This window comes from Rhizobium sp. FG113 (assembly GCF_057809895.1).
The window spans coordinates 817,778-837,573 of record NZ_JBMDKV010000001.1 but is presented as its reverse complement, the minus strand read 5'-3'; the positions used below and the strand labels follow the sequence as shown (position 1 = coordinate 837,573).

Sequence of the window (19,796 nt, the reverse complement as noted above, 5' to 3'; positions counted from 1 at the left end):
AAAATCGGCGGCGGCTTTGATTATTGTTGGCCGTCTCGCCGGTGCGTAGGCGGGCGGCCATCCCGTAACCGGGCCGCCCGCTGTCGATGCGGCGCTTAGAGCGAAGCCTTGATCTTGGCGGCAACCTCGGGCGAAACCCAGGTGCTCCACATCGCTTCGTTGTTCTTCAGGAAGTATTTCGCGCCTTCTTCGCCGCTGGCCTGGTTGTCAGACATCCAGGCGATCAGCTTGTTGACGGTGTCGTTGGTCCAGGCGCGCTTGTTGAGGTAGCCGACGACATCGGGGCCGGCGCGATCGGCGAATGTCTTGGTGACCAGCGTCTCGACATTGTCGGCCGGCCATGCGTTTTCCTTCGGATCGGCGCAATCGGCAACCGAGGTGCAACGCTTCCATTCGGCGGCGTCATATTCGGCGCCATAGCCGAGCTTCACCATCTCGTACTTGCCGAGGAGTGCCGTCGGCGCCCAGTAGTAGCCGACCCATGGCTGCTTGGCTTCGTAGGCCTTGGCGATCGAGCCATCGAGGCCGGCGGCAGAGCCGGTGTCGACGAGCGTGAAGCCGGCCTTCTCGCCGCCATAAGCCTTGAAGAGCTGCGCGGTCACGACAGTGCCGCCCCAGCCCTGCGGGCCGTTGAAGACGGCGCCCTTGCTCTTGTCTTCAGGCGCCGGGAAAAGCTCCGGATGCTTCATCAGGTCGGGGATCGTCTTCACGTCAGGATGCGCGTCGGCGAAATACTTGGGGATCCACCAGCCTTGGATGGCGCCATCGGAGAGAATCTTCGCGGCCTTGATGAACTTGCCGTCGGTCAGGCCGCGGTTGACGATCTCGGGCTGCAGGCTGACCCAGGCCTCGGGCGCGATATCGGGCTGGCCCTTTTCTGCCATGGAGGTGAGCGTCGGGACGGTATCGCCGACAACCAGTTCGGCCTTGCAGCCATAGCCTGCCTCAAGGATCAGCTTGTCGATGTTTGCCGCCACTTCAGCGGACTGCCAGTTCATGTTGGCGATGGTGACATCACCACATTCGGCGGCGGATGCAGCACCGCCAAGGCCAAGCAGGCCGGCGGCGAGGACGGTGGAAGCCAAAAGCATTTTCATTTTCTTGTTCCCTCTGGTCGCGGTGCAACGTGAACCCGGGCGCCGGCAGCACCGCGTCCGCCAGCCTCCCCATTGAGCCGTCATTGGCCCGGCATGCGCCATTCCGATTGCGTCAAAAAATGGCGCATTGGAGCTTTCTTTCAATGTTCTCATGTAACGGCAGTCGCAATAAGATCATCCTTGTCGCAGCTGATCTCAAAGAAGTGACGCGAAGCGGAAGGCTTCGTAGATCGCGGCGTGGATATTGCGGCTCGCCACCGCGTCCCCGATTCGAATGAGATCGAAGCGGCCGTCCGGATTGCGCTGGCGCAAGGGCGCTCGTCTCGCGATCAAGGCGCCGTAGTCGACCGCCCCCAGATTGCGCGACAGCGGCTTCAGCTCGAAATAGAGATCGGCATTGGCCATGGTGCCGTGCTCGACGACCACCTGCGACACCCGGCGCTCCCACGCTGTCGCTTCGGCGTAGTCTGAGCCGAGGACAGCCACCAGCTGGTTGCCATCGCGGCGCACGGATTTCAGGCGTGTGTTGATGGTGAGCTTGACGTTCTTCTCGGCGAAAACCTTCGCATAGGGCACATGGTTCATGCCGCCGATCTCCGGCGCAAAGAAGCGCTCGGGCGACACCAGTTCCAGCTCGGCGCCTGCACCGGCAATCACTTCGGCCGCCGACATGCCGGGATGGGCGCCGTTGTCGTCGAAGAGAAGCACGGTCTCGCCCGGCTTCGTCGAGCCGGCCAGGATATCCCATGACGATGTGACCAGCTCATCGCCGGCATCGAGCGCCGGGGACTGCGCGATGCCGCCGGTCGCCACCACCACCAGGTCCGGCTCGAAGGCCAGGACATCGTCACCGCCGGCAAAGACATTGTAGTGGATCGTGACACCAAGCCGTTCAAGTTCTTCCAGGCGCCAGTCGATGATCCCTACCATCTCACGCCGCCTTGGATTGCGGACCAGCAGATTGATCTGGCCGCCCGCCTCGCCGCTCGCCTCCAGAATGTCGACCGTGTGCCCGCGCTCGGCCAGCACACGCGCGGCCTCAAGCCCGGCCGGCCCGGCGCCGACGACCACCGCCCGCCGCGGCGACTCAGCCGGCGCGATCTCGTGCGACAGTTCCGTTTCGCGGCCCGTGACCGCATTGTGAATACAGAGCGCCTCGCCGCCCTCATAGATGCGATCAAGACAATAGGTCGCGCCGACACAGGGGCGGATGCTCGCCTCTTCGCCGGCTTCGATCTTTCTGACGATATGCGGATCGGCGATATGAGGCCGCGTCATGCCGACCATGTCCAGCTTGCCCTCGGCGATCGCGTGCCGCGCGGTCGCGACGTCTGAGATGCGGGCGGCGTGGAACACCGGAAATTTCGTGGCGGCCCTGATATCGCCGGCGAAATCCAGATGCGGCGCAGACGGCATGCCCTGGATGGGGATGACGTTGTTGAGCGCCGCGTCGCTATCGATATGACCGCGGATGACATTCAGAAAATCGATCGACCCGCCGGCCACGAGCCGTCTTGCAATCTCCACGCCCTCCTCGCGCGTCAGTCCCTTGTCCCACTGCTCGTCTGCGACAAGACGGATGCCGACGATGAAATCGGGACCGACCGCCTTGCGCACAGCCTCTGTGACCATCGTCGAAAAACGCATGCGGTTTTCGAGCCCGCCACCGAATTCGTCCTCGCGGATGTTGGTGGCGGGCGACCAGAAGCCGTCCATCAGGTGGCCGTAGGCCTCGAATTCGATGCCATCGAGGCCGGCGGCCTGCATGCGTTGCGCGGCCGAGACATAATCTTCGACGATCCGCTCGATATCCCACTCCTCCGCCTCCTTGGGGAAAGCGCGGTGGGCGGGTTCGCGGATGGGACTTGGCGCCAGTACCGGCAGCCAGTCGCCCTTGTTCCAGCCGGTGCGGCGGCCGAGGTGGGTGAGCTGGATCATCACGGCCGTGCCGTGCTCGTGACAGTCATCGGCCAGCCGCTTCAGCCATGGCACGATCTCGTCGCGATAGGCGTGCAGGTTGCCGAAGGCCGGCGGGGAATCCGGAGAGACGACCGCCGAGCCGGCCGTCATGGTCAGCGCGATGCCGCCCTTGGCCTTTTCGAGATGATAGAGCCGGTAGCGATCGGTCGGCATGCCGTCTTCGGAATAGGCCGGCTCGTGCGCGGTCGACATCAGCCGGTTCTTCAGGGTGAGGTGTTTCAATTGGAATGGTTGAAGTAGGGGATCCTGCGAAGCCATCGATTTGCACCACCAAACAAGAGAAAGGCCGATCTTCACCTAAAAAGATGCCGGGTGCGATGAACAAAAACGCCATGAAACGCCCCCAATGCGTCGCCCGGTGATTTTTGCGCGACACGATGGTCGTCGACCGGTCGCTATATGAGCATCACCTCATCTGAAATTATCGGCGGAACCAAATCCTCTGGCCCGCGTTTAGGCCGCCGATGAGGTGATGCATGACTGATGAAAAGCTCTGGAAGAGACCACTCACAATCGCGATTGGCTCCGTGAAATACGTGGTGAAAAGCACGCGCGACGCGGCTTGGCTGCTGGCCGACAAATGGCCGGTTTTGACCGGTGAATCCTTTGTTCGCGCGCTGAAGGCGTGCGCCGCCGTGCTGGAAGGAAAGCGTGGCGGCGGGCACGCGAGGCAAGCACTGATCGCAGCCGCGCGAGATGCCAACCTTCAGATCGAAGGCTGATTTTCACGTTTAATTGAATCGAAAGCGCCAGCCGAAAACACGGCTGGCGCTTTCTCTTTACGCGTTGATGTCTCGCCTAGAGATGTTTGGCCGCCGCCTTCGGCTGTGCCCTGTGGTCGAGCAGCCGGACGCCGAGCGACACGATGGCGAGCAGACCGCCGAGAACGGTCACGGCAGGCCATGCGCCATAGCCCCAGGCAAGGGTCGCAAGCGCTGATCCGGCGGCACCGCCGAGAAACATGCCGGTCATGAAGATGGTGTTCAGCCGGCTGCGGGCCTCGGGGTCCAGCGCGTAGATGATGTGCTGGTTCGAGACCAGCGCGCTCTGGATGCCGAAATCAAGGACGATGACGCCGATGATCAGCGCGGCGATCGACCACCACACACCGAAGACGATCCAGGCGACAAGCGTCAGGAGAGCCCCGAGCCACACCACGAAATGCGGGCCGCGTTTGTCCGCGATGCGCCCGGCCACCGGCGCCGCGAAGACGCCGACCGCGCCCACTATACCGAACAGACCCGCGACATCAGCACCTAGACCGAAACGTGGACCTTGCAGATAGAGTGCCAGGATCGTCCAGAAGCTGGTGAACGATGCGAAGAGAGCTGCCTGCACGAAGGTCGCCGTGCGCAGCGCCGGATGCTGCTTCCACAAGTGGGCGAGCGAACGGATCGCGGTGTGATAGCGCATGCGCGAAGTCGGGCGATGGTTCGGCAAGGCGGCAAACATCATGGTTGCGGCCACCAGCGCCATCGGAACGCCGATCCAGAACATCGCGCGCCAGCCGGCATGCTCTCCAACAAAGCCAGACAGGGTGCGGCTGAACAGGATGCCCGAGAGCACGCCCGCCATTACAGTGCCGATCGTGGCACCGCGCTTTTCAGGCGATGCCAGCGAGGCCGCGAAGGGCACGATCTGCTGGGCGACGGTTGAGCTCGCGCCGACGACGAGAGATGCCGCAACCAGTGTCCAGGCCGTGGGCGCGATCGCCGCAAGCGCCAGCGCGACGGCGAGTATCAGGAATTGGCCGATGATCAGACGCCGGCGATGCACGAGATCGCCAAGCGGCAGCAACAGGAACAGGCCGAGCGCGTAGCCAAGTTGGGTGGCGGTCGGGATCAGCCCGGTGGCGGACTGGCCGGGAAAATCGGCTTCGATGATCCCGAGCATCGGCTGGTTGTAGTAGATATTGGCGACGGCGATGCCGCTGGCGGCGGCCATGGCGAGAAGGCCGATCTGGCCTATGCCGGCCGATGTGGCTGCCCCCGGCCTTTCGATTGTGGTGACGGTGGTCATGCTGTTTGCCTTTCTGGCTTCAGAAGATGGGATCTATCTATTATTTTCTCGCATCTCGCGGTACTGATCGAAAATGTTCAGCCTGAATATCGAAAGTCGATATAATGAATACCGAGGACGTCAGGGTTTTCGTCGTTGCGTCAGCCGCGGGCAGTCTCTCGGAAGCAGCGCGGCGCCTTGGGATCGCGCCGATGGTGGCGACCCGTCGTCTCGCCTCACTTGAGGCAGCGCTGGACGTACGGCTGATGCATCGGACCACGCGGTCCCTTTCGCTGACGCCGGAGGGCGAGACCTTGCTGCCGTTTGCCCAGGCGCTGGTGGAAAACGAGGATGAGGCCAGAGCCCGCCTGCGAACGGATGGTAAGGGCGCGGCGGGGTTGCTGCGCGTCTCGGTGCCCATTGCCTTCGGCCTGAAGATCGTCATGCCGATGGTGCCGAAGTTGCTGGACGACAATCCGGATCTCAGGATTTCCGTCGACATGAATGACGGCTTGCCTGACCTCGTTGCCTCCGGCACCGATCTCGCGCTCCGGATCGCGCGGCTGAAGGACAGCAGCCTGATCGCCCAGAAGCTCGCCGACAACACCCGGTCGCTGGTCGCCGCACCCGCTTACATCCGCAGGCGTGGGGTGCCGGTGAATACGCATGATCTGCTTGAGCACGACTGCCTTCCGATGACCGGCGTCACGCACTGGACATTCATGCGCGGGGGCACGCAAGGTGATGAGGAAGCGCATGTGCGGTTGAATGCACGCTTCTCGTCGAGCAGCATCGCCGGTTGCCACGCCGCCTGCCTTGCCGGCGGCGGCATTACGCTGCTGTCCGACTGGAATGTCGAAGACGACATCCGCGCCGGCCGCCTGGTTCGCATCACGCTCGAGGACGCTGTACCCGAAACCAACGCGATCTGGGCAGTTTACCCGACGACCCGGCTGATCCTGCCAAAGGTACGGGTTTTCATCTCCGCAATCCGATCGGCGCTTGCCGAACCGGCTGGCTGACCCAGCGATCGGAGTCCCTGGTATCTGTGGCGCGGGTGCCTTGTGTTTCATTGCTTGCCGCCTCGTGCGTTAGAAGCCGCGGTCAGACAGTCAGTGCGACTTCGTATTCCACAGCTCCGCGCTTGGAGGCGGGGCGAAGGCGGAAGCGGCGCCAGGCGCTGGGGGTCGTGCCGGTTGCGCGGCGGAAAATCCGCGAGAGGTGCGCCTGATCGGCAAGGCCGCAATCGAGCGCGATCTCGCATAGGGGCGCATTGGTGGAAAGCATCAGCTGCTTGGCGCGCTCGACGCGTTGGGCGATAACATAGCTGTGCGGCGACAGACCGAAGCTCGTCTTGAAGGCCGCCGAGAAATAGCTGGTGCTGAGCCGAGCCTGTTCCGCCAGCTCGTCGATCGCAACGGTCCGCGACATGTTATCTTCGACGTACCGCTTGACCCGCGCCACCTGCCACGGCGCCAACCCGCCCGATGCCGCCCTTTCGCGCGGTACCGCATTGGCCGAGACGGCTGGGGTTGGCTTCAGCAACATCGAGGCGCGTTTGACGAGATCGATGGCGATCGCCTCGTCCTGATCGACGCAATGGATGGCGCGGGCGAGGAGCAGCGATACTTCGGAGGAGGCCTGCTGAATGACGCCGAGGGCGCTGATGTTCGGCTCGTGGTGTTCAATCGCAATCATCGCGGTCGCCTGCATCGTCAATCTCCGTCCTGAAACCGTTGAAGTGTGATTTTCCGGGTTCATTCTGGTGAGGGGACCGCGCCGACGGAATCCTACTATGATCAAGTTTGCATAGACCTGGGTCTTGTGGGGGCATACCTGGGTATAGTTGCCCGCACGCTGAACGACTGCATAAGTCTCTTGAGTAAGCTGCGAATCCCCCATGCCATGCGCGGGAAGCCCCTGATCGCGGACTCGCAGGAAGCGATTGCCAATAGCCGAAGTCGCCCGCATAAATTCAGCAAACGAGAGGAAGAACCATGTCGCATACTTGCAAGCATGTTCGCCTGGTCCGCGACGTCCACCCAAGGACGCGCGGTTGTGAAGAGTGTCTGGCGATCGGCCAGGCCTGGGTGCATCTGCGACTGTGCCGGGAATGCGGCCATGTCGGCTGCTGTGACCAGTCGATCGGCCGGCACGCCACCGGTCATTTCCATGAAACCGGTCATCCCGTCATGGAGGGTTATGATCCGCCGGAGGGATGGGGATGGTGCTATGTGGATGAAATCATGGTTGACTTGCCTGATCAAACCGAACAGGTAGGGCCGATCCCGCACTTCTATTAGGTCTTGCCAAGGCCGTGCGGATCCCGCGCACGTCAGACCGATCCGGCCCTGGATCTCACGCATTTTGAATTCAGATGGGAACCCATACATGGCCAAGGTGCTCGTGCTTTTCGCCCACCCCGGACAGCGCCATTCGCGCGTCAATATCCTGATGGCCAAGATCGCCGGCGGCATCGAAGGTGTGACCTTCGTCGATCTCTACGCCGAGTATCCCAAGCTCGATATCGACATCGACGTCGAACAGGCGCGACTGCTGAAGCACGACGTCATCATCTTCCAGTTTCCGATCTACTGGTATTCGACGCCATCCATTCTGAAGGAGTGGCAGGACCTGGTGCTGGAGTATGGCTTCGCCTATGGCCACACGGGCGACAAGCTGGCGGGCAAGATCTTCCTGCCTGTCATCACCGCCGGCGGCCCGGATCATGCCTATACCGAACAGGGCAGCAACCATTTCCGCCTGCGGGCGCTGCTTTCGCCGCTGGAGCAGACGGCAAATCTGTGCCGGATGCGCTTTGTCGCGCCGTACGCGCTGTTTGCCGCGCACGATGCACGTGGCGACGGCCGGGCCGAGCCGCATCTGGAGGGCTACCGCAGGCTGCTGGAGGCTCTGCGCGATGAAACCTTCGACATCGACGCCGCCGCCGGCATGGAACTGCTGAGCGCCGAGACGCTTCCGCTTCGTGAGAGCACGCCCCATGAATAGCTTCATCTTCCAGGCCTTCATCTATCTGCTGGCAGCCGTTGTCTCCGTACTCATCGCCAAGCGGCTGGGGCTCGGCTCCGTGCTCGGCTATCTCATCGCCGGCATCGTCATCGGCCCGGCGCTCCATCTTGTTGGTAACGAGACGCAGGATCTGCAGCATTTCGCCGAGTTCGGCGTGGTGATGATGCTGTTTCTCGTCGGCTTGGAGCTACAGCCGCGCGCGCTTTGGGAGATGCGCGCCAAGCTCCTCGGGCTTGGCGGGCTGCAGGTGATCGTCACCTCGCTTGTTGTCATGGGCTGCGCCATGCTGCTCGGCCAGGTCTGGAGCGTCGCGCTGACGATCGGCTTCATCTTTTCGCTCTCTTCGACCGCGATCGTCTTGCAGACGTTGGGCGAAAAAGGGCTGCTGCGCTCGTCCGGCGGACAGGCGAGCTTCTCGGTGCTGCTGTTCCAGGATATCGCCGTCATTCCCATGCTGGCCTTCATCCCGCTGCTAGCGCTGCCGGAGCTTGTGCGTCATCCCCTCGGCAGCAATGCGGAGAGTGGCGGCCACCACTCGTTCAGCCTCGTCGAGGGGCTGCCGGGCTGGCAGGTGACGCTGGTGACGATTGTTGCCGTCGCCTTCGTCATTGCTGCCGGCCACTATCTGTCGCGGCCGATCTTCCGGCTCATCGCCCGCTCCAAGCTGCGCGAGATCTTCACCGCCGCCGCCCTGCTGCTGATTATCGGCATCGCGCTGCTGATGACCGTGGTCGGCCTGTCGCCGGCGCTCGGCACGTTTCTGGCCGGCGTGGTGCTCGCCAACAGCGAATTCCGCCATGAGCTCGAAAGCGATATCGAGCCGTTCAAGGGACTGCTGCTCGGTCTGTTCTTCATCACCGTCGGCGCCAGCATCGATTTCTCGCTGCTCTATGCGCAGATCTGGTCGGTGCTCGGGATAACGCTTGGCGTGATGGTGCTGAAGGCCATCGTGCTGCTGGCTCTCGCCTTCGTGTTCAAGCTGCGCGGCACCGACCGCTGGCTTTTCGCGCTGGGGCTGGCGCAGGCGGGCGAATTCGGCTTCGTTCTGATCTCGTTCACCGTCCAAAGCGCGGTGCTGCCACCAGATCTGGCAGCGATCCTGTTGCTGGTCGTCGCGGTCTCCATGCTGTTCACGCCCGCCCTCTTCATCATCTTCGACAGGCTGATCGTGCCGCGCTTCGATCGCCGGCAGGAGGACGAGGCCGACGAAATTCCCGAGCCGGGCTCCGTCATCATCGCCGGCCTCGGCCGCTTCGGGCAGATCGTCAACCGCATGCTTCTCGCCAATGGCTACAAGACCATCGTGCTCGACCACCAGGCTGATGTCATCGACGGCCTGCGCAAGTTCGGCGTGCGCTCGTTCTTCGGCGACGCCAGCCGGCCGGACCTCTTGCATTCGGCCGGGCTTCACGAGGCCAAGGTCCTTGTCGTCGCGATCGACGATCCGGAACGGGCGATCGAGATCGTCAAGCATGCGCGCCGGGAGAACCCGCATATCCACATCATCGCCCGGGCCTTCGACCGCACCACCGTCTACCGGCTCTATGAGGCCGGCGCGCACGATATCGTCCGCGAGGTCTTCGACAGCTCCGTGCGCGCCGCCGGCTACGCGCTGAAGGGGCTCGGCATGCATCCTTATGATGTCGAAAAGAGCAAGGCCGTGTTCGTCCGCCAGGATGTCCGAGGCCTTCGTCAACTCGCGCCTCTGTGGCGGGAAGAGGTCGAGGTGTTCGACAACAAGGAATATATCGCCAAGGCCAAGGAAATCGCCGACTTGCTCGAGCAGGCGATGATGGGGGACCGCAGCGCGCTGGGCGAAAAGGCCGAACGCGGCTGGACGCCGCCCGATATCGCAGCGGAGCAGCTGGAAAAGAACATCGACTGAGCGATCAGCGAGCCGGCGCTTGAGCCGGCCTCGCTACGCTTATCGCGCAGCCGTGGCGGTGCGTTCCGGCTCCTCATGCTCGATATGACGCTGGCGCTCAAGGAACTGGTGGATCGCGGCGATCACCACCGACCCTTCGCCGACAGCCGATGCAACGCGCTTGACCGAACCGGCGCGCACGTCTCCGACCGCGAAGATGCCGTCCTTCGAGGTCGCATAGGGCGAAGGCGGGGTGTCGCCCACAGTGGCCATGCCGGTTTTGACGAAGCCGTGCTGGTCAAGATCGAGGCAGCCGTCGAGCCAGCCGGTGTTCGGGGACGCGCCGATCATCACGAAGATGCTGGTAACATCAAGTTCATGGCTCTCACCGGTGCGGTGATCAATCCAGGTCACGCCGTTCAACGTCTTGTCGCCATGGAGCGCGGTGATCTCGGCCTGCTGGTAGAGGCTGATGCGCGGCGACCGTTCGATGCGCTGAACCAGATAGTCGGACATTGTCGAGGCGATACCGCTGCGCATCAGCATGTGCACGTGCTTGACCGTTCGCGACAGGAAGACGGCTGCCTGGCCCGCGGAGTTGCCGCCGCCGATCACGACGATGGTTTCATCCGCACAAACCTGCGCCTCCATGGCCGTCGCCGCGTAGTGGATGCCCTGCCCCTCGAACTTGTCGTAATTCAGCACATCAAGCTTGCGATAGCGCGCGCCTGTCGCGATCACGATCGAGCGCGCGCGCAGCGAAGTCTCGTCATCGAGAAAGAGGCGATAGGGGTGCGAGGAGCAATCGAGCTTCATGACCTCGTGCGAGACCGAAATCCTGGCGCCGAACTTCTGCGCCTGTATATGGGCCCGGCCGGCGAGCGCCTGGCCGGAGATACCCGTGGGGAAGCCGAGATAGTTCTCGATCTTGGAAGAGGTTCCGGCCTGCCCGCCCGGGGCGAGCGTTTCAAGCACGATGGTGCTGAGGCCCTCGGATGCGCCATAGACCGATGCGGCGAGGCCCGCCGGACCGGCGCCGACCACGGCGACGTCGTAGACCGTGTCTGTCTCCGGCGGTTCGTTGATCCCAAGCAGATCGGCGAGTGTAGCGTTGGACGGGCGCGACCAGACTTTCCGGTCAGGCGTCACCACGACGGGGAGCGCATCCGCTGTCAACGCCAGGCTCTGCATCAGCGGCAGAGCCGTCGGCTCGGTCGCGGGATCGACGACGGCAACCGGATAGAGGTTGCGCGTCAGAAAGCGCTGGATACGGAGAACGTCGGCATGATGCCGGTCCCCTATCAACAGGACGCCACCTTCGGAATGGCGCACGAAACCGGCGCGGCGCAGGATATAGGCGCGGATGATCGTCTCGCCGATATCGGGCTCGCCGGTGATGAAGGCATGGAAATCGCGATTGGTAATCCGCAGCAGGCGCGAACCGGATTTTGCCAGCCCCGACAGGAGCATGGGTCGTTTTGTGAAGATATTCTGTTCGCCGGAGAACTGGCCGGGATGATAGGTGAAGACCAGGCGGCGACCGCGCCTGACATCGTCGATGAACAGCTCGATCTCTCCTTCCAGGACCAGGAAGAAATCGATCCCGCGCTGGCCGCGTTCGAAGACGAAGTTGTCGTCGGTTATCACCTCTTCGCGACCATAGCCTTTGGCGCGCTCGATCATCTCAACGGAAAGCACCGGAAATGTCTGCGCCTGGCGCAGCCATGGATCTGTCGGGTCGATGGGCGTGGCAATCATCATCCGTCTCCGTCGCGATGGACATCCTTGTTTCCGGGATGCCGCGGCTTCCATTCAGGCGGTGGCTCGTCGACCGCCGCCAAGCAGCATAAAGCGATTGCCGGCGGAGGATTGTACGGATGGATCGTGTTTGCAAGGATCGGGACATAATGCGCCATTGCGGGCACTGCCGACACAGGTCTTGGCGGATCAGCCCTTGTCGTCGCCTTTCGACTCCATCGATTCCCACCGGCGCTGCTTGCGCGACTTTGGTTTCAAGCTCTTCCAGGTCCGATCCAGGAAGCGAAGGAAGCGCGTGACGTCCATCAGGCGATCGACGATCGAACTCAGGTTGCCGAGCCGTTCATCGATGATCTCATTGGCGGTGAGCTCGATATCGGCGGGTGTGAATTCGGGAAAGTGCGCGGAGAGATCCGCATAGGGGTTGGACGCCTCACGCCCGACAATGTTGATCTTGCCCTTGCGGAACATCAGCCGCAGCAGCACCTGCTCGAATGTCCAGTCGTGAACATCGAGAACCTTGTAGCGCTCACTTCGCTTCGACGAGAAGCCGGCCAGCGTGATCCTGGTGCCAAGATTGAGCGTTGTCAGCCAGAAGCAGAGCGCAAACCCCGTCGTCGGCACGCTGGCGCGAGGATAGAACGGGGTGAAGACGTCAGTCAGATCGAGATGCCTGACCTGAACGTCGCCGAAGTCTGATGCCGGACTGAGCTGCTCGTCGGGTCCGGCCTTGATGTTCACGACACCGTGGAAGGTGCGCGTGTCGAAATAGGGCAGAACCTTATCGACCTTGCCGCTCTTCACGAGATTGGCGCCTAGGGTTCCGCTTCTGGAGAAGAGCATGGAATGGCGGGTGAAAGGTTCGCTCAGAACCTTGAAGACCTTGTTGAAGAAGATGAAAAGCGTCGTGTCGGGAAAGCGCGCCTTGAGGTCTTCGATGTTCACTTCATCGCTGTTCGCGACCAGAACGACATCGCTATAATCCGCCAGTAGGGATTTCCACTCCTCCGCGGCAGCGGCAGCGGGGTTGGTCGTCTTGAAGCGGGCATCCCCATCTCTGTCGATCATTGTTCTCTCCCTGTCGTGTCGGGCCCCCTCGTCTCGGGCCCTCTCGTCTCGGGCAAGGCGCGCCTTTTAACCAAGCGCGCGGGCGAGCCCACATAGACGCCAAACGGCTCCGTCGTCCCCTTGATGACGCTGTTTGCGCCGATGACGCAGCCGTCGGCGATGTTGCTCCCGGCAAGCACCTTTGCGCCCGCGCCGATCCAGACATCCCTGCCGATTTCTACCCTGCCCTTTTTGATCGGCTGATCTTTGATAAGGACCGTGGCGTCCTCGTAACTGTGCTCGAACGAGACGATGACGGCATGTGCCGCGATCCTGGTACCGTCGCCGATGCGGACACCGCCATGTCCCAGCACGATCGAGTAATCGTTGAGCGAGACATCGTTTCCGATCTCGATCTTACCGCTCTGCGCATCGAGTATCACACCACATTGAGTGAAGAGCCGGTCACCGATTTCGATTTTGCCGCGCCGATAGCGAAGCTCTGGCAGATACCGCATGTTCGGTCTCGTCCCGATCCGCAACGCTCCGCCCGAAAAGGCGGCGCGGAGGCGGACCAGAAATCCGAGGTTCACGGGTCACACAGGTGCGAAATGCGGGTCGAGCGCGCGTGCCTTTTCAAGCCAGACATCCGCATATTCGACGTCCTGCCAATTATGGAACCATGGGCCGCCATTGGTGTAGTGCACGGCTTTCGGAAGGCCCTGGGTCGGCTTGGTGCTCCACCCCTCCAGCCAGTTCCATTCTTCCGGAATCTCACCGATCTCGCTGTCTTGCGCCCACTGAAGACGGTGAAGATAGGCGCCGGTCTGTGAATTGACGAGCTCGGGTGTCAGCTGGCGGGTGGAGGGGTGCTCGCAATTGAACAGCATGAACGAGGACCAGTTCTTGCGGGGGTAGTTGGTCTGCACCTTGCCATCCATCTTCACGCCCTCCTTGGGCGTATAGTCGTGATGAACGCAGGCTACGGCCTTGCTGTCGTCCTTATAGCGCAGCAGCTCTGCGACATCACCGAAGAACAGGAAGTCGCAGTCGCAAAACAGCGCCCAGCCCTTGTAGTCGGCAAGCCACGGCGTGAAGAAGCGGGAATAGGTAAACTCGGTCGAAGCCAGAGGATCGACTTCACGGGTGTAAACACCGCGATCGACCAGCTCTTGCAGCTTGATGGGGTGAACCTCGACATCAATGGATGCGTTCTTGAGTAGGGTGGCCTTGGCAACCTGATAGGCAATATCTTCGCGGGAATCCCATCCAATATAAACTGCTAGATCCGCCATGCATTTCCTCCAAACGTCAGCGCGAAACAATCAAAGATAAGCATCTGGAATGCTGAATGCTAAAGTCAACATCTGAGCCCGATCTCGCCGCATGATACCGGTCGGCAATAGGGCTCCATCGCATGGGCTCTGTCGTGCGCCACCGCTTATGCGAAGCAATCATACCTTGCGTTCACCCCAGTTGCATTCGGGGATGTACGTAGTGCGCCTCGGATTCCCCCATAAGCTGTGTCACGTCGAAGTCACAACATCTGCAGGCATGCTTATGTTTTAGTGGGCTGGTTGACGCAAAGAGAGCATCGGTCAGGTCAGCAGCGGGTTCGGTATGACGTTCAGCGTAAGACGAATTGATCACGCAGAGGCGCTAGGCGGCGCGGATATTCTGGTTCAAGCCTATGCCGAGCCCCCTTGGGAGGAGGCGTGGACAATGGAGAATGCCAGGAGGCGGCTGGTCGAGCTGTCTTCGGCATTGGACGCCATCACGCTTGGGGCTTTTTATCAAGGCCAACTCGTCGGTTTCGTATTTGCGTCACCGCATACGTCGGCAATCGGCACCGGCCTGTATGTCGCAGAGATTGCCATCTCGCCATCCTATCAAAGAATGGGTTTCGGAACCGCCCTGCTCTCTCATGTCGAGCACACGGCGATTCAACTAGACTATCTGCAAGTGTGGTTGGTTTCGCGCCAGATTGGCGGTGTCGCAGACTATTACAAGACGAACGGCTACAGCCGGTCCAACGCTTTATGTGTCTACTCAAAAATGCTCGGCGCGACTGTCTTGCAAAACACGTAGCTCAAGATCGCCGATCGCGCCGACTCACAAATGTCAGTGCGTACTGCGGCTGTCCGTCGTTGTCCCGAGGTAGGGCGCAACGAGCTCCATGTTCGGCGAAGCGAGAATCTCCCGGTTTACCGCCTGGATGGCGAGCTCAAGCCAATGAACAGCACCGACAAGCTCGACATCCTCCGCCGCAGCGCGCGCGTAGCCGATCAAGCGCGCGAGCGCCGCGAGCTCCTTGATATCTTCTGGAGATCTTGCGTTCTCGCCGTGATCATCCCCGTGGTCTTTGGGCATTGCACTCATGTCTCTTCTCCGCCAACACGACGCAACATAGGCCCGCGACGCAGGCGGCGCCCGTGAATAAAGTGTGAAACAACTTGAGGGTGGTATGACGCACCGGCCGCTTGCAGCTACCAGGATAGTTTCCCTAAAGCACGAAAGTTCTTGAAAGCGCTCGACTTCCGAACCGCCGCGCTCGTTTGCCATCCGGATTTTCCAGCTCTGCTATCAGCACCTTGACCACACTGAAGGGAATATCCGGACCGCTTAATTCAACCGTGGCGACCGTGGCGATGCCTGCGGCGCGCAGTCTGCCCAGCACATGGCCCAGATACTGCTGAAGCGATCGGCCACCGGTATAGGAAAGTGCTGCGGACGCAATGGGTTCGCTGAGGAAGCTGTCACTTAGCTGCGCGGGCAGCTGCGCTTGAAAGGCGTTCGGCGCGATATCGTCGCGCGCGCCGCTGATAAATGTCAGCCGCGATTGCACGGCTTCGGTTATCGCGCGAATGGCTGCGCGGACAGGAGACGGATGCGCGCCGCTCCCACCTGTTACCTCGGCAAAGCGCACGGTCGTGTCCGACAGAACGCCCCGTGGCCCAAGCAACGCGGTGAAGCAGGGAATGGCAACGTCACTGGTTATATCGAACAGTTTCAGCATGAGGCCGGCTGCGCTTATCTGCTCAACCAACCGATTGAGAACATCGTCGCCGTACAATGCAGGGTCCACGCATCGGGAGCGCCTGAAGCGGTCGTCTCCTATTTGCCAAAGCACATAGGCGTCCCGCTCGATGCGTTCGAGTATGCCGTGCAACACGGCTTCGTCGAGGGTGTTTCCAGACGCCAGCCCATCGGACGACATCCAGAAGCGCGACTGCAGCGTTCTGTTCAAGACGACAGCCTCGAATGGCACATGTATGGGCGCGCCCGACATCAATTCGCGCCCGATCACCCAGTCCACATGTTCGTCCGGACCGATATCGGCCTTATGTAATCCGGTTAGACAGGCTAGCGTCGTTACTTGATGTCCTTGCACCTGCAACTCCCGGACGGTAGCCCTAAACGTCGACACCGCCGGTCGGCTGGCAACGGCTCGCTCAAGCGCCTCCATGATTGCAGAGACCTTGGCGTCGTCGTCGGATAGTCCCTTTCCTTGCGCCACGACGGCCGATGGCGCGTTCGGGGCATAGGCGCACCATACGGGTATGCCGATATGATCAAGGCCCGTGTGACGTGCCACGCGCGTTACGCCGAACTGGGCCAGAAGCGGCGTGACGCGAGACAGCGTCTCGCACGCCGGCAGGATCCGGTCCGAGTATCCTGATGGCTCGATAATTACGGTCAGCGCTGGTCACCCACGGAAGGCACGAGCCAACAACGTGTCGAGTTGGCAGATGAATGGCGCCATACGCTAATTGCCTTCGAGCTCCGCCTGATCCGCGCTGTCGCGATCATTTATGACGATGCCGGAAGAGCCAAGGCTGCGCGTCAAAGCGAGCAATTTTTGGCGGACATTCGGGTCTTCAATGGCGATGAAAGCCTTGCCGAGCGCCAGCCCCTCCTTCGAGGCCATGAATGCGGCGACAGCGTCCGTCTCCGGGCGGGTGCCGTCATCACCAGTGCTTGTCGCACCGTTCTCGAAGAAATAGCCGACGGTGACGCCGAATATCTCCGCCATCCGCAAAAGTCGGCTGGCGCCGATGCGGTTTATGCCCTTTTCGTATTTCTGAATCTGTTGAAACGTGATGCCCAATGCTTCCGCAAGGCTGGCTTGGCTCATGCCGAGCATCTTGCGACGCAGCCTAACCCGTTCCCCGACATAGCCGTCGATCGCGTTCGTCGATTTCGCCTTCATGGCGTCCCTCGCCTGCAATATTAGGAATGTTGCTGCATAATGAAGCCGCCGCGAAAAAATGCAACTAAAAGTAAAGGGATGGCGAAGAATCTTTATTCACCGTTTGTAACGTTGCAAAAACCTGCACCGCATTGCCCGCCAAACCGTGAGATCAGCTACCTCGCTGGGTGAGTATTTAAGAAAAAACCACTTAAAATCGTGTCACGTCGATTTCACGCGAACCGGCAAGCTTACGCTCTATAGTAGGATGCGAAGATCGGGGCATGCGTGTGGCCATGTCGCTTCGGCGACTGTTAGCGCCGAAGTAATCAGGGCACGAAACTTCGTTTCAGGCGCAGCACATTGGGGACAAACGTCATGCAGATACCTGCCATTGAAATAAGCCACGCCGACCGATTGTCGGCCTGCCGTCAGCAGATCGAAGAAGCCGTTCATCAGATGATCTTCGGCGAGAAACAGATGGAGTTTTCGCCGGCGGAAATCGCGATGGCAATTGCCGACATCGCCGACGACTATATTCTCAGCCTCTCCAAGCAGAACCGTACGGCGACACACTAAGGCACTGAAGCCGAGCACAGCTGCTCAAAGCCCTCGACTACCGGCATCGGAAGTTCGCGTGTCTTTCGCTCCGTTACAAAGCTTTTGCAGTGAACTGTGGCCGAAGCGGTCTTGCCGGCCACACTATTTTCGTAAATATCGATTTTGTAAGCCAACGCACCGCGCTCGAAATAAGCGCCGGTGCGCGTCATGTTTTCGATGAGAGCGGCCGTCGACATTGACGCAGGAACACGCGCGCAGGCAGAAGTAGACATCTTGAACAATTCGTTTCGCGCCTCCAGCGCCGCCATGAGCCCTGCCCTCAGAATATTCGGCTGTCTTCTGTGGCTGCTCGCGTCATCGGCGCTGCTCGTGGAGAGCGATACCTATCGCTACGCATGCGCGATCCTGGCCATTATCGCGCTGGTTTACTACGCGAAAGAGCCGTCACGGCCGCGCACAAACTGGCTGGGCTGGCTCTGCATGGGCTGGGCCATCTATGTGCTCGCCCGCTTCGCGTTCATCTACATCACGACCGAGCATCACGATATCGGCGGGTCCGACTGGCTCTTCGCCTTTCCGCTGTTCTTCCCTATCCTCGGAATCGCCTTCGCACTCTATGAGCGTGAGATGGAGAAGATCGTCGCGGCGTTTTTTGTCATAGCGTTGATCATGCTCGCCGTCACAGTGGCGCTGACGATTGGTACGATCGCCACCGGCGTTGCGGTTCGCCCGCTCGTCATGAACAATCAGATTCACGGCGCGGTCGCCTGCGGCCTCATCTTCGTGATGTCGACCTTCTGGCTTCTTCATTATCTGACAACTCCCGCCGCCGACCGCCGGTTTGCACGGCTCGCCTACGTGGTTTCTCCGCTTATTCTGGTTCTATGCGTGATCGCCATCTATGGCGCGAAGTCCAAGGGCGTCTGGCTCGCGATGGCTTTGACGCTGCCGGTTCTCGCCATCATAGGCATGCGATACATCAAGGTGCGCGCTCGCAGCGGATTGGTGATTGCATGCGCGATAGCACTGCTTGGTGTCGGACTATACGCCGTCCGCCATAATCTCGATCAGACAGCTGGCCCCACGATCAAAGCGACTGCTTCGATGTTCAGCGGCATTGTCGGCAGCTCGAACAGCGCAGACACCATCACGCAGACTATTCAGTCGGGCAATACACCCGTCGCAATGGATGAAAGACTTCAGCTGTGGTCGAACGGCTGGGAACTGTTCTCATCCGCCCCGATCTTCGGCTGGGGCAACGAATGGCTCGAGCGCTGGCAGCACACCCGCTACGCCCACGTTTCCTACACGCTGCTGCACAACGGATATCTGGAAATACTGGTCCGGTTCGGCCTGTTTGGGGCCTTCGTTATGGGGCTGATCCTGGCGAGTTTCATTTTCTTTGTCTGCAAGGCCTATCGGCAAGGCATTATTCCGCGCGCGGCGATGTATGCCTATCTTGTCGGCATCTTCTTCTTTGCGCTCACGCTTCTCAGCAATTCAAACAACAGGTTGGCGATCGGCGAAAGCCTCGCCCTCGTGACATCGGCGTTCGCCTGCTGGTGCAATCTTCGCTTGCGGCCAACTGAGGCGAATGTGCCGGATTTGCAGGCTGCGGCCAGATAGGAATCTTGGGAACGCGGCCTAGTCTCGCGTTATCTGATTGACCGCTGCATCAAGCATAAAGCAGCCCTATTTCAGCGCAGCGTCGCCCTTTCCCTTGCCCATGACGGAGCCGAAGATCATGGCGATGTCGTTCCACAGGCTGGCGGTCTTGACGTATTCGGCATCGGCGGCTGCAAGTTTCTCCGGGGTCGACATGTCGATGCCGGCAATTTGCGCAAGGCCGGTAATACCGGGGCGAACGGCAAACACGCCCTTGGCTCTACGGGCAGCGATGACATCCGGCTGGCTTGGGAGGCACGGGCGGGGGCCTACCAGGCTCATCTCACCTTTCAGCACGTTGACGAGTTGCGGCAGTTCATCGAGCTTATAGGCGCGAAGCGTCTTGCCGATGGGCGTGATCCAGCTTTCCGCGGCGTCATGGGAGCCGACATCAGGTGTGCCGGCCGCCATCGTCCTGAACTTCAGGCAGGTAAAGGGAACCTCGTCCCGGCCGACCCGCTGCTGGCGGAAGAAGGCGCCGCCGGGCGATGAGCGCCGGACCATGATGGTCAGCACAAGCAGAACGGGAGACAGAACGACGAGGCCACCCGACGCCGCGCAAAAATCAAACGCCCTCTTGATCCCCTGGTTGAGCTTGCTTGTCATG

At 61.0% G+C, this 19,796-nt stretch carries 21 protein-coding genes; 8 read left to right on the top strand and 13 right to left on the bottom strand.

From position 1 onward, the window contains the following. Positions 1 to 95 precede the first annotated feature (95 nt). Positions 96 to 1,097 (bottom strand): ABC transporter substrate-binding protein, encoded by a 1,002-nt coding sequence (locus ACODTZ_RS03665; RefSeq protein ID WP_489023842.1) that lies wholly within the window; start codon positions 1,095 to 1,097, stop codon positions 96 to 98. 195 nt (positions 1,098 to 1,292) lie between these two features. After that, the gene (locus tag ACODTZ_RS03660) at positions 1,293 to 3,335 is read right to left on the bottom strand and encodes an oxidoreductase (RefSeq protein ID WP_489023840.1); all 2,043 of its coding nucleotides are present in this window, start codon (positions 3,333 to 3,335) and stop codon (positions 1,293 to 1,295) included. Positions 3,336 to 3,553: 218 nt separating this feature from the next. Here ACODTZ_RS03660 and ACODTZ_RS03655 point away from each other — a divergent pair, with 218 nt between their 5' ends. Further along, entirely contained in the window at positions 3,554 to 3,799 is a 246-nt protein-coding gene (locus ACODTZ_RS03655) for a DUF982 domain-containing protein (protein WP_111560414.1), read from the top strand. Positions 3,800 to 3,875: 76 nt separating this feature from the next. Here ACODTZ_RS03655 and ACODTZ_RS03650 read toward each other — a convergent pair whose 3' ends face one another. Continuing rightward, on the bottom strand, positions 3,876 to 5,096 hold the full coding sequence (locus tag ACODTZ_RS03650) for an MFS transporter (RefSeq protein WP_489023838.1): 1,221 nt from the start codon (positions 5,094 to 5,096) through the stop codon (positions 3,876 to 3,878). A gap of 104 nt (positions 5,097 to 5,200) precedes the next feature. Between ACODTZ_RS03650 and ACODTZ_RS03645 the strand changes: the two genes are divergently transcribed. Next, entirely contained in the window at positions 5,201 to 6,097 is an 897-nt protein-coding gene (locus tag ACODTZ_RS03645; protein ID WP_489023836.1) for a LysR family transcriptional regulator, read from the top strand. Positions 6,098 to 6,179: 82 nt separating this feature from the next. On the opposite strand, the gene ACODTZ_RS03640 is transcribed toward ACODTZ_RS03645, so the two are convergent. Next, the gene (locus ACODTZ_RS03640; RefSeq protein ID WP_489023834.1) at positions 6,180 to 6,788 is read right to left on the bottom strand and encodes a helix-turn-helix domain-containing protein; all 609 of its coding nucleotides are present in this window, start codon (positions 6,786 to 6,788) and stop codon (positions 6,180 to 6,182) included. Between the two features lie 284 nt (positions 6,789 to 7,072). Here ACODTZ_RS03640 and ACODTZ_RS03635 point away from each other — a divergent pair, with 284 nt between their 5' ends. The 3 genes from ACODTZ_RS03635 to ACODTZ_RS03625 all read left to right on the top strand — a co-directional run bounded on the left by ACODTZ_RS03635 (position 7,073) and on the right by ACODTZ_RS03625 (position 9,990). Beyond that, the gene (locus ACODTZ_RS03635) at positions 7,073 to 7,378 is read left to right on the top strand and encodes a UBP-type zinc finger domain-containing protein (protein ID WP_489023832.1); all 306 of its coding nucleotides are present in this window, start codon (positions 7,073 to 7,075) and stop codon (positions 7,376 to 7,378) included. An 88-nt stretch (positions 7,379 to 7,466) separates the two neighbouring features. Further along, positions 7,467 to 8,084 (top strand): NAD(P)H-dependent oxidoreductase, encoded by a 618-nt coding sequence (locus tag ACODTZ_RS03630; RefSeq protein WP_489023830.1) that lies wholly within the window; start codon positions 7,467 to 7,469, stop codon positions 8,082 to 8,084. Next, positions 8,077 to 9,990 carry a monovalent cation:proton antiporter-2 (CPA2) family protein gene (locus ACODTZ_RS03625; RefSeq protein ID WP_489023828.1) on the top strand — a complete coding sequence of 638 codons (1,914 nt, stop codon included), beginning with the start codon at positions 8,077 to 8,079 and terminating at the stop codon, positions 9,988 to 9,990. Before ACODTZ_RS03630 ends, ACODTZ_RS03625 begins: the two co-directional genes overlap by 8 nt. Before the next feature lie 39 nt (positions 9,991 to 10,029). Here the strand turns inward: ACODTZ_RS03625 and ACODTZ_RS03620 are convergent, their stop codons facing one another. The 4 genes from ACODTZ_RS03620 to ACODTZ_RS03605 form a co-directional block, all read right to left on the bottom strand. Then, a complete protein-coding gene (locus tag ACODTZ_RS03620; protein ID WP_489023826.1) occupies positions 10,030 to 11,727 on the bottom strand; it encodes an FAD-dependent oxidoreductase in 1,698 nt (565 codons plus the stop codon). A gap of 189 nt (positions 11,728 to 11,916) precedes the next feature. Beyond that, positions 11,917 to 12,795, bottom strand: coding sequence for a 3-deoxy-manno-octulosonate cytidylyltransferase (locus ACODTZ_RS03615; protein WP_489023824.1), 879 nt, complete (start codon positions 12,793 to 12,795; stop codon positions 11,917 to 11,919). Further along, positions 12,792 to 13,292: an acyltransferase gene (locus ACODTZ_RS03610; RefSeq protein WP_489023822.1), complete on the bottom strand. Its 501-nt coding sequence runs from the start codon at positions 13,290 to 13,292 to the stop codon at positions 12,792 to 12,794. Before ACODTZ_RS03610 ends, ACODTZ_RS03615 begins: the two co-directional genes overlap by 4 nt. A gap of 78 nt (positions 13,293 to 13,370) precedes the next feature. Then, positions 13,371 to 14,069, bottom strand: coding sequence for a glycosyltransferase (locus ACODTZ_RS03605; RefSeq protein WP_489023820.1), 699 nt, complete (start codon positions 14,067 to 14,069; stop codon positions 13,371 to 13,373). 325 nt (positions 14,070 to 14,394) lie between these two features. On the opposite strand from ACODTZ_RS03605, the gene ACODTZ_RS03600 reads away from it, so the two are divergent. Further along, the gene (locus ACODTZ_RS03600) at positions 14,395 to 14,862 is read left to right on the top strand and encodes a GNAT family N-acetyltransferase (RefSeq protein WP_489023818.1); all 468 of its coding nucleotides are present in this window, start codon (positions 14,395 to 14,397) and stop codon (positions 14,860 to 14,862) included. Between the two features lie 33 nt (positions 14,863 to 14,895). Here ACODTZ_RS03600 and ACODTZ_RS03595 read toward each other — a convergent pair whose 3' ends face one another. The 3 genes from ACODTZ_RS03595 to ACODTZ_RS03585 all read right to left on the bottom strand — a co-directional run bounded on the left by ACODTZ_RS03595 (position 14,896) and on the right by ACODTZ_RS03585 (position 16,984). Beyond that, on the bottom strand, positions 14,896 to 15,153 hold the full coding sequence (locus ACODTZ_RS03595; protein ID WP_489023816.1) for a hypothetical protein: 258 nt from the start codon (positions 15,151 to 15,153) through the stop codon (positions 14,896 to 14,898). Positions 15,154 to 15,277: 124 nt separating this feature from the next. Next, entirely contained in the window at positions 15,278 to 16,432 is a 1,155-nt protein-coding gene (locus tag ACODTZ_RS03590; RefSeq protein WP_489024784.1) for a YcaO-like family protein, read from the bottom strand. A gap of 108 nt (positions 16,433 to 16,540) precedes the next feature. Next, positions 16,541 to 16,984, bottom strand: a complete 444-nt coding sequence (locus ACODTZ_RS03585) for a helix-turn-helix domain-containing protein (RefSeq protein WP_489023814.1) — start codon at positions 16,982 to 16,984, stop codon at positions 16,541 to 16,543. Positions 16,985 to 17,341: 357 nt separating this feature from the next. Here ACODTZ_RS03585 and ACODTZ_RS03580 point away from each other — a divergent pair, with 357 nt between their 5' ends. Continuing rightward, positions 17,342 to 17,542: a hypothetical protein gene (locus ACODTZ_RS03580; RefSeq protein ID WP_047503895.1), complete on the top strand. Its 201-nt coding sequence runs from the start codon at positions 17,342 to 17,344 to the stop codon at positions 17,540 to 17,542. On the opposite strand, the gene ACODTZ_RS03575 is transcribed toward ACODTZ_RS03580, so the two are convergent. Next, positions 17,539 to 17,832, bottom strand: coding sequence for a hypothetical protein (locus tag ACODTZ_RS03575; protein ID WP_489023812.1), 294 nt, complete (start codon positions 17,830 to 17,832; stop codon positions 17,539 to 17,541). The two genes, ACODTZ_RS03580 and ACODTZ_RS03575, sit on opposite strands and share 4 nt — an antisense overlap. On the opposite strand from ACODTZ_RS03575, the gene ACODTZ_RS03570 reads away from it, so the two are divergent. Beyond that, on the top strand, positions 17,831 to 19,150 hold the full coding sequence (locus tag ACODTZ_RS03570; protein WP_489023810.1) for an O-antigen ligase family protein: 1,320 nt from the start codon (positions 17,831 to 17,833) through the stop codon (positions 19,148 to 19,150). The genes ACODTZ_RS03575 and ACODTZ_RS03570 overlap by 2 nt on opposite strands. Before the next feature lie 66 nt (positions 19,151 to 19,216). Here the strand turns inward: ACODTZ_RS03570 and ACODTZ_RS03565 are convergent, their stop codons facing one another. Next, on the bottom strand, positions 19,217 to 19,795 hold the full coding sequence (locus tag ACODTZ_RS03565; RefSeq protein WP_489023808.1) for a sugar transferase: 579 nt from the start codon (positions 19,793 to 19,795) through the stop codon (positions 19,217 to 19,219). Between the last annotated feature and the right edge of the window lies 1 nt (position 19,796).

Bases quoted from the DNA above. Each gene is read 5' to 3' on its own strand.
- ACODTZ_RS03605 (WP_489023820.1), bottom strand. From the start codon at position 14,069: ATGGCGGATCTAGCAGTTTATATTGGATGGGATTCCCGCGAAGATATT.
- ACODTZ_RS03645 (WP_489023836.1), top strand. From the start codon at position 5,201: ATGAATACCGAGGACGTCAGGGTTTTCGTCGTTGCGTCAGCCGCGGGC.
- ACODTZ_RS03625 (WP_489023828.1), top strand. From the start codon at position 8,077: ATGAATAGCTTCATCTTCCAGGCCTTCATCTATCTGCTGGCAGCCGTT.
- ACODTZ_RS03665 (WP_489023842.1), bottom strand. From the start codon at position 1,097: ATGAAAATGCTTTTGGCTTCCACCGTCCTCGCCGCCGGCCTGCTTGGC.
- ACODTZ_RS03615 (WP_489023824.1), bottom strand. From the start codon at position 12,795: ATGATCGACAGAGATGGGGATGCCCGCTTCAAGACGACCAACCCCGCT.
- ACODTZ_RS03650 (WP_489023838.1), bottom strand. From the start codon at position 5,096: ATGACCACCGTCACCACAATCGAAAGGCCGGGGGCAGCCACATCGGCC.
- ACODTZ_RS03620 (WP_489023826.1), bottom strand. From the start codon at position 11,727: ATGATTGCCACGCCCATCGACCCGACAGATCCATGGCTGCGCCAGGCG.
- ACODTZ_RS03585 (WP_489023814.1), bottom strand. From the start codon at position 16,984: ATGAAGGCGAAATCGACGAACGCGATCGACGGCTATGTCGGGGAACGG.
- ACODTZ_RS03640 (WP_489023834.1), bottom strand. From the start codon at position 6,788: ATGCAGGCGACCGCGATGATTGCGATTGAACACCACGAGCCGAACATC.
- ACODTZ_RS03575 (WP_489023812.1), bottom strand. From the start codon at position 17,832: ATGGCGGCGCTGGAGGCGCGAAACGAATTGTTCAAGATGTCTACTTCT.
- ACODTZ_RS03630 (WP_489023830.1), top strand. From the start codon at position 7,467: ATGGCCAAGGTGCTCGTGCTTTTCGCCCACCCCGGACAGCGCCATTCG.
- ACODTZ_RS03595 (WP_489023816.1), bottom strand. From the start codon at position 15,153: ATGAGTGCAATGCCCAAAGACCACGGGGATGATCACGGCGAGAACGCA.
- ACODTZ_RS03580 (WP_047503895.1), top strand. From the start codon at position 17,342: ATGCAGATACCTGCCATTGAAATAAGCCACGCCGACCGATTGTCGGCC.
- ACODTZ_RS03655 (WP_111560414.1), top strand. From the start codon at position 3,554: ATGACTGATGAAAAGCTCTGGAAGAGACCACTCACAATCGCGATTGGC.
- ACODTZ_RS03635 (WP_489023832.1), top strand. From the start codon at position 7,073: ATGTCGCATACTTGCAAGCATGTTCGCCTGGTCCGCGACGTCCACCCA.
- ACODTZ_RS03600 (WP_489023818.1), top strand. From the start codon at position 14,395: ATGACGTTCAGCGTAAGACGAATTGATCACGCAGAGGCGCTAGGCGGC.
- ACODTZ_RS03660 (WP_489023840.1), bottom strand. From the start codon at position 3,335: ATGGCTTCGCAGGATCCCCTACTTCAACCATTCCAATTGAAACACCTC.
- ACODTZ_RS03570 (WP_489023810.1), top strand. From the start codon at position 17,831: ATGAGCCCTGCCCTCAGAATATTCGGCTGTCTTCTGTGGCTGCTCGCG.
- ACODTZ_RS03610 (WP_489023822.1), bottom strand. From the start codon at position 13,292: ATGCGGTATCTGCCAGAGCTTCGCTATCGGCGCGGCAAAATCGAAATC.
- ACODTZ_RS03565 (WP_489023808.1), bottom strand. From the start codon at position 19,795: ATGACAAGCAAGCTCAACCAGGGGATCAAGAGGGCGTTTGATTTTTGC.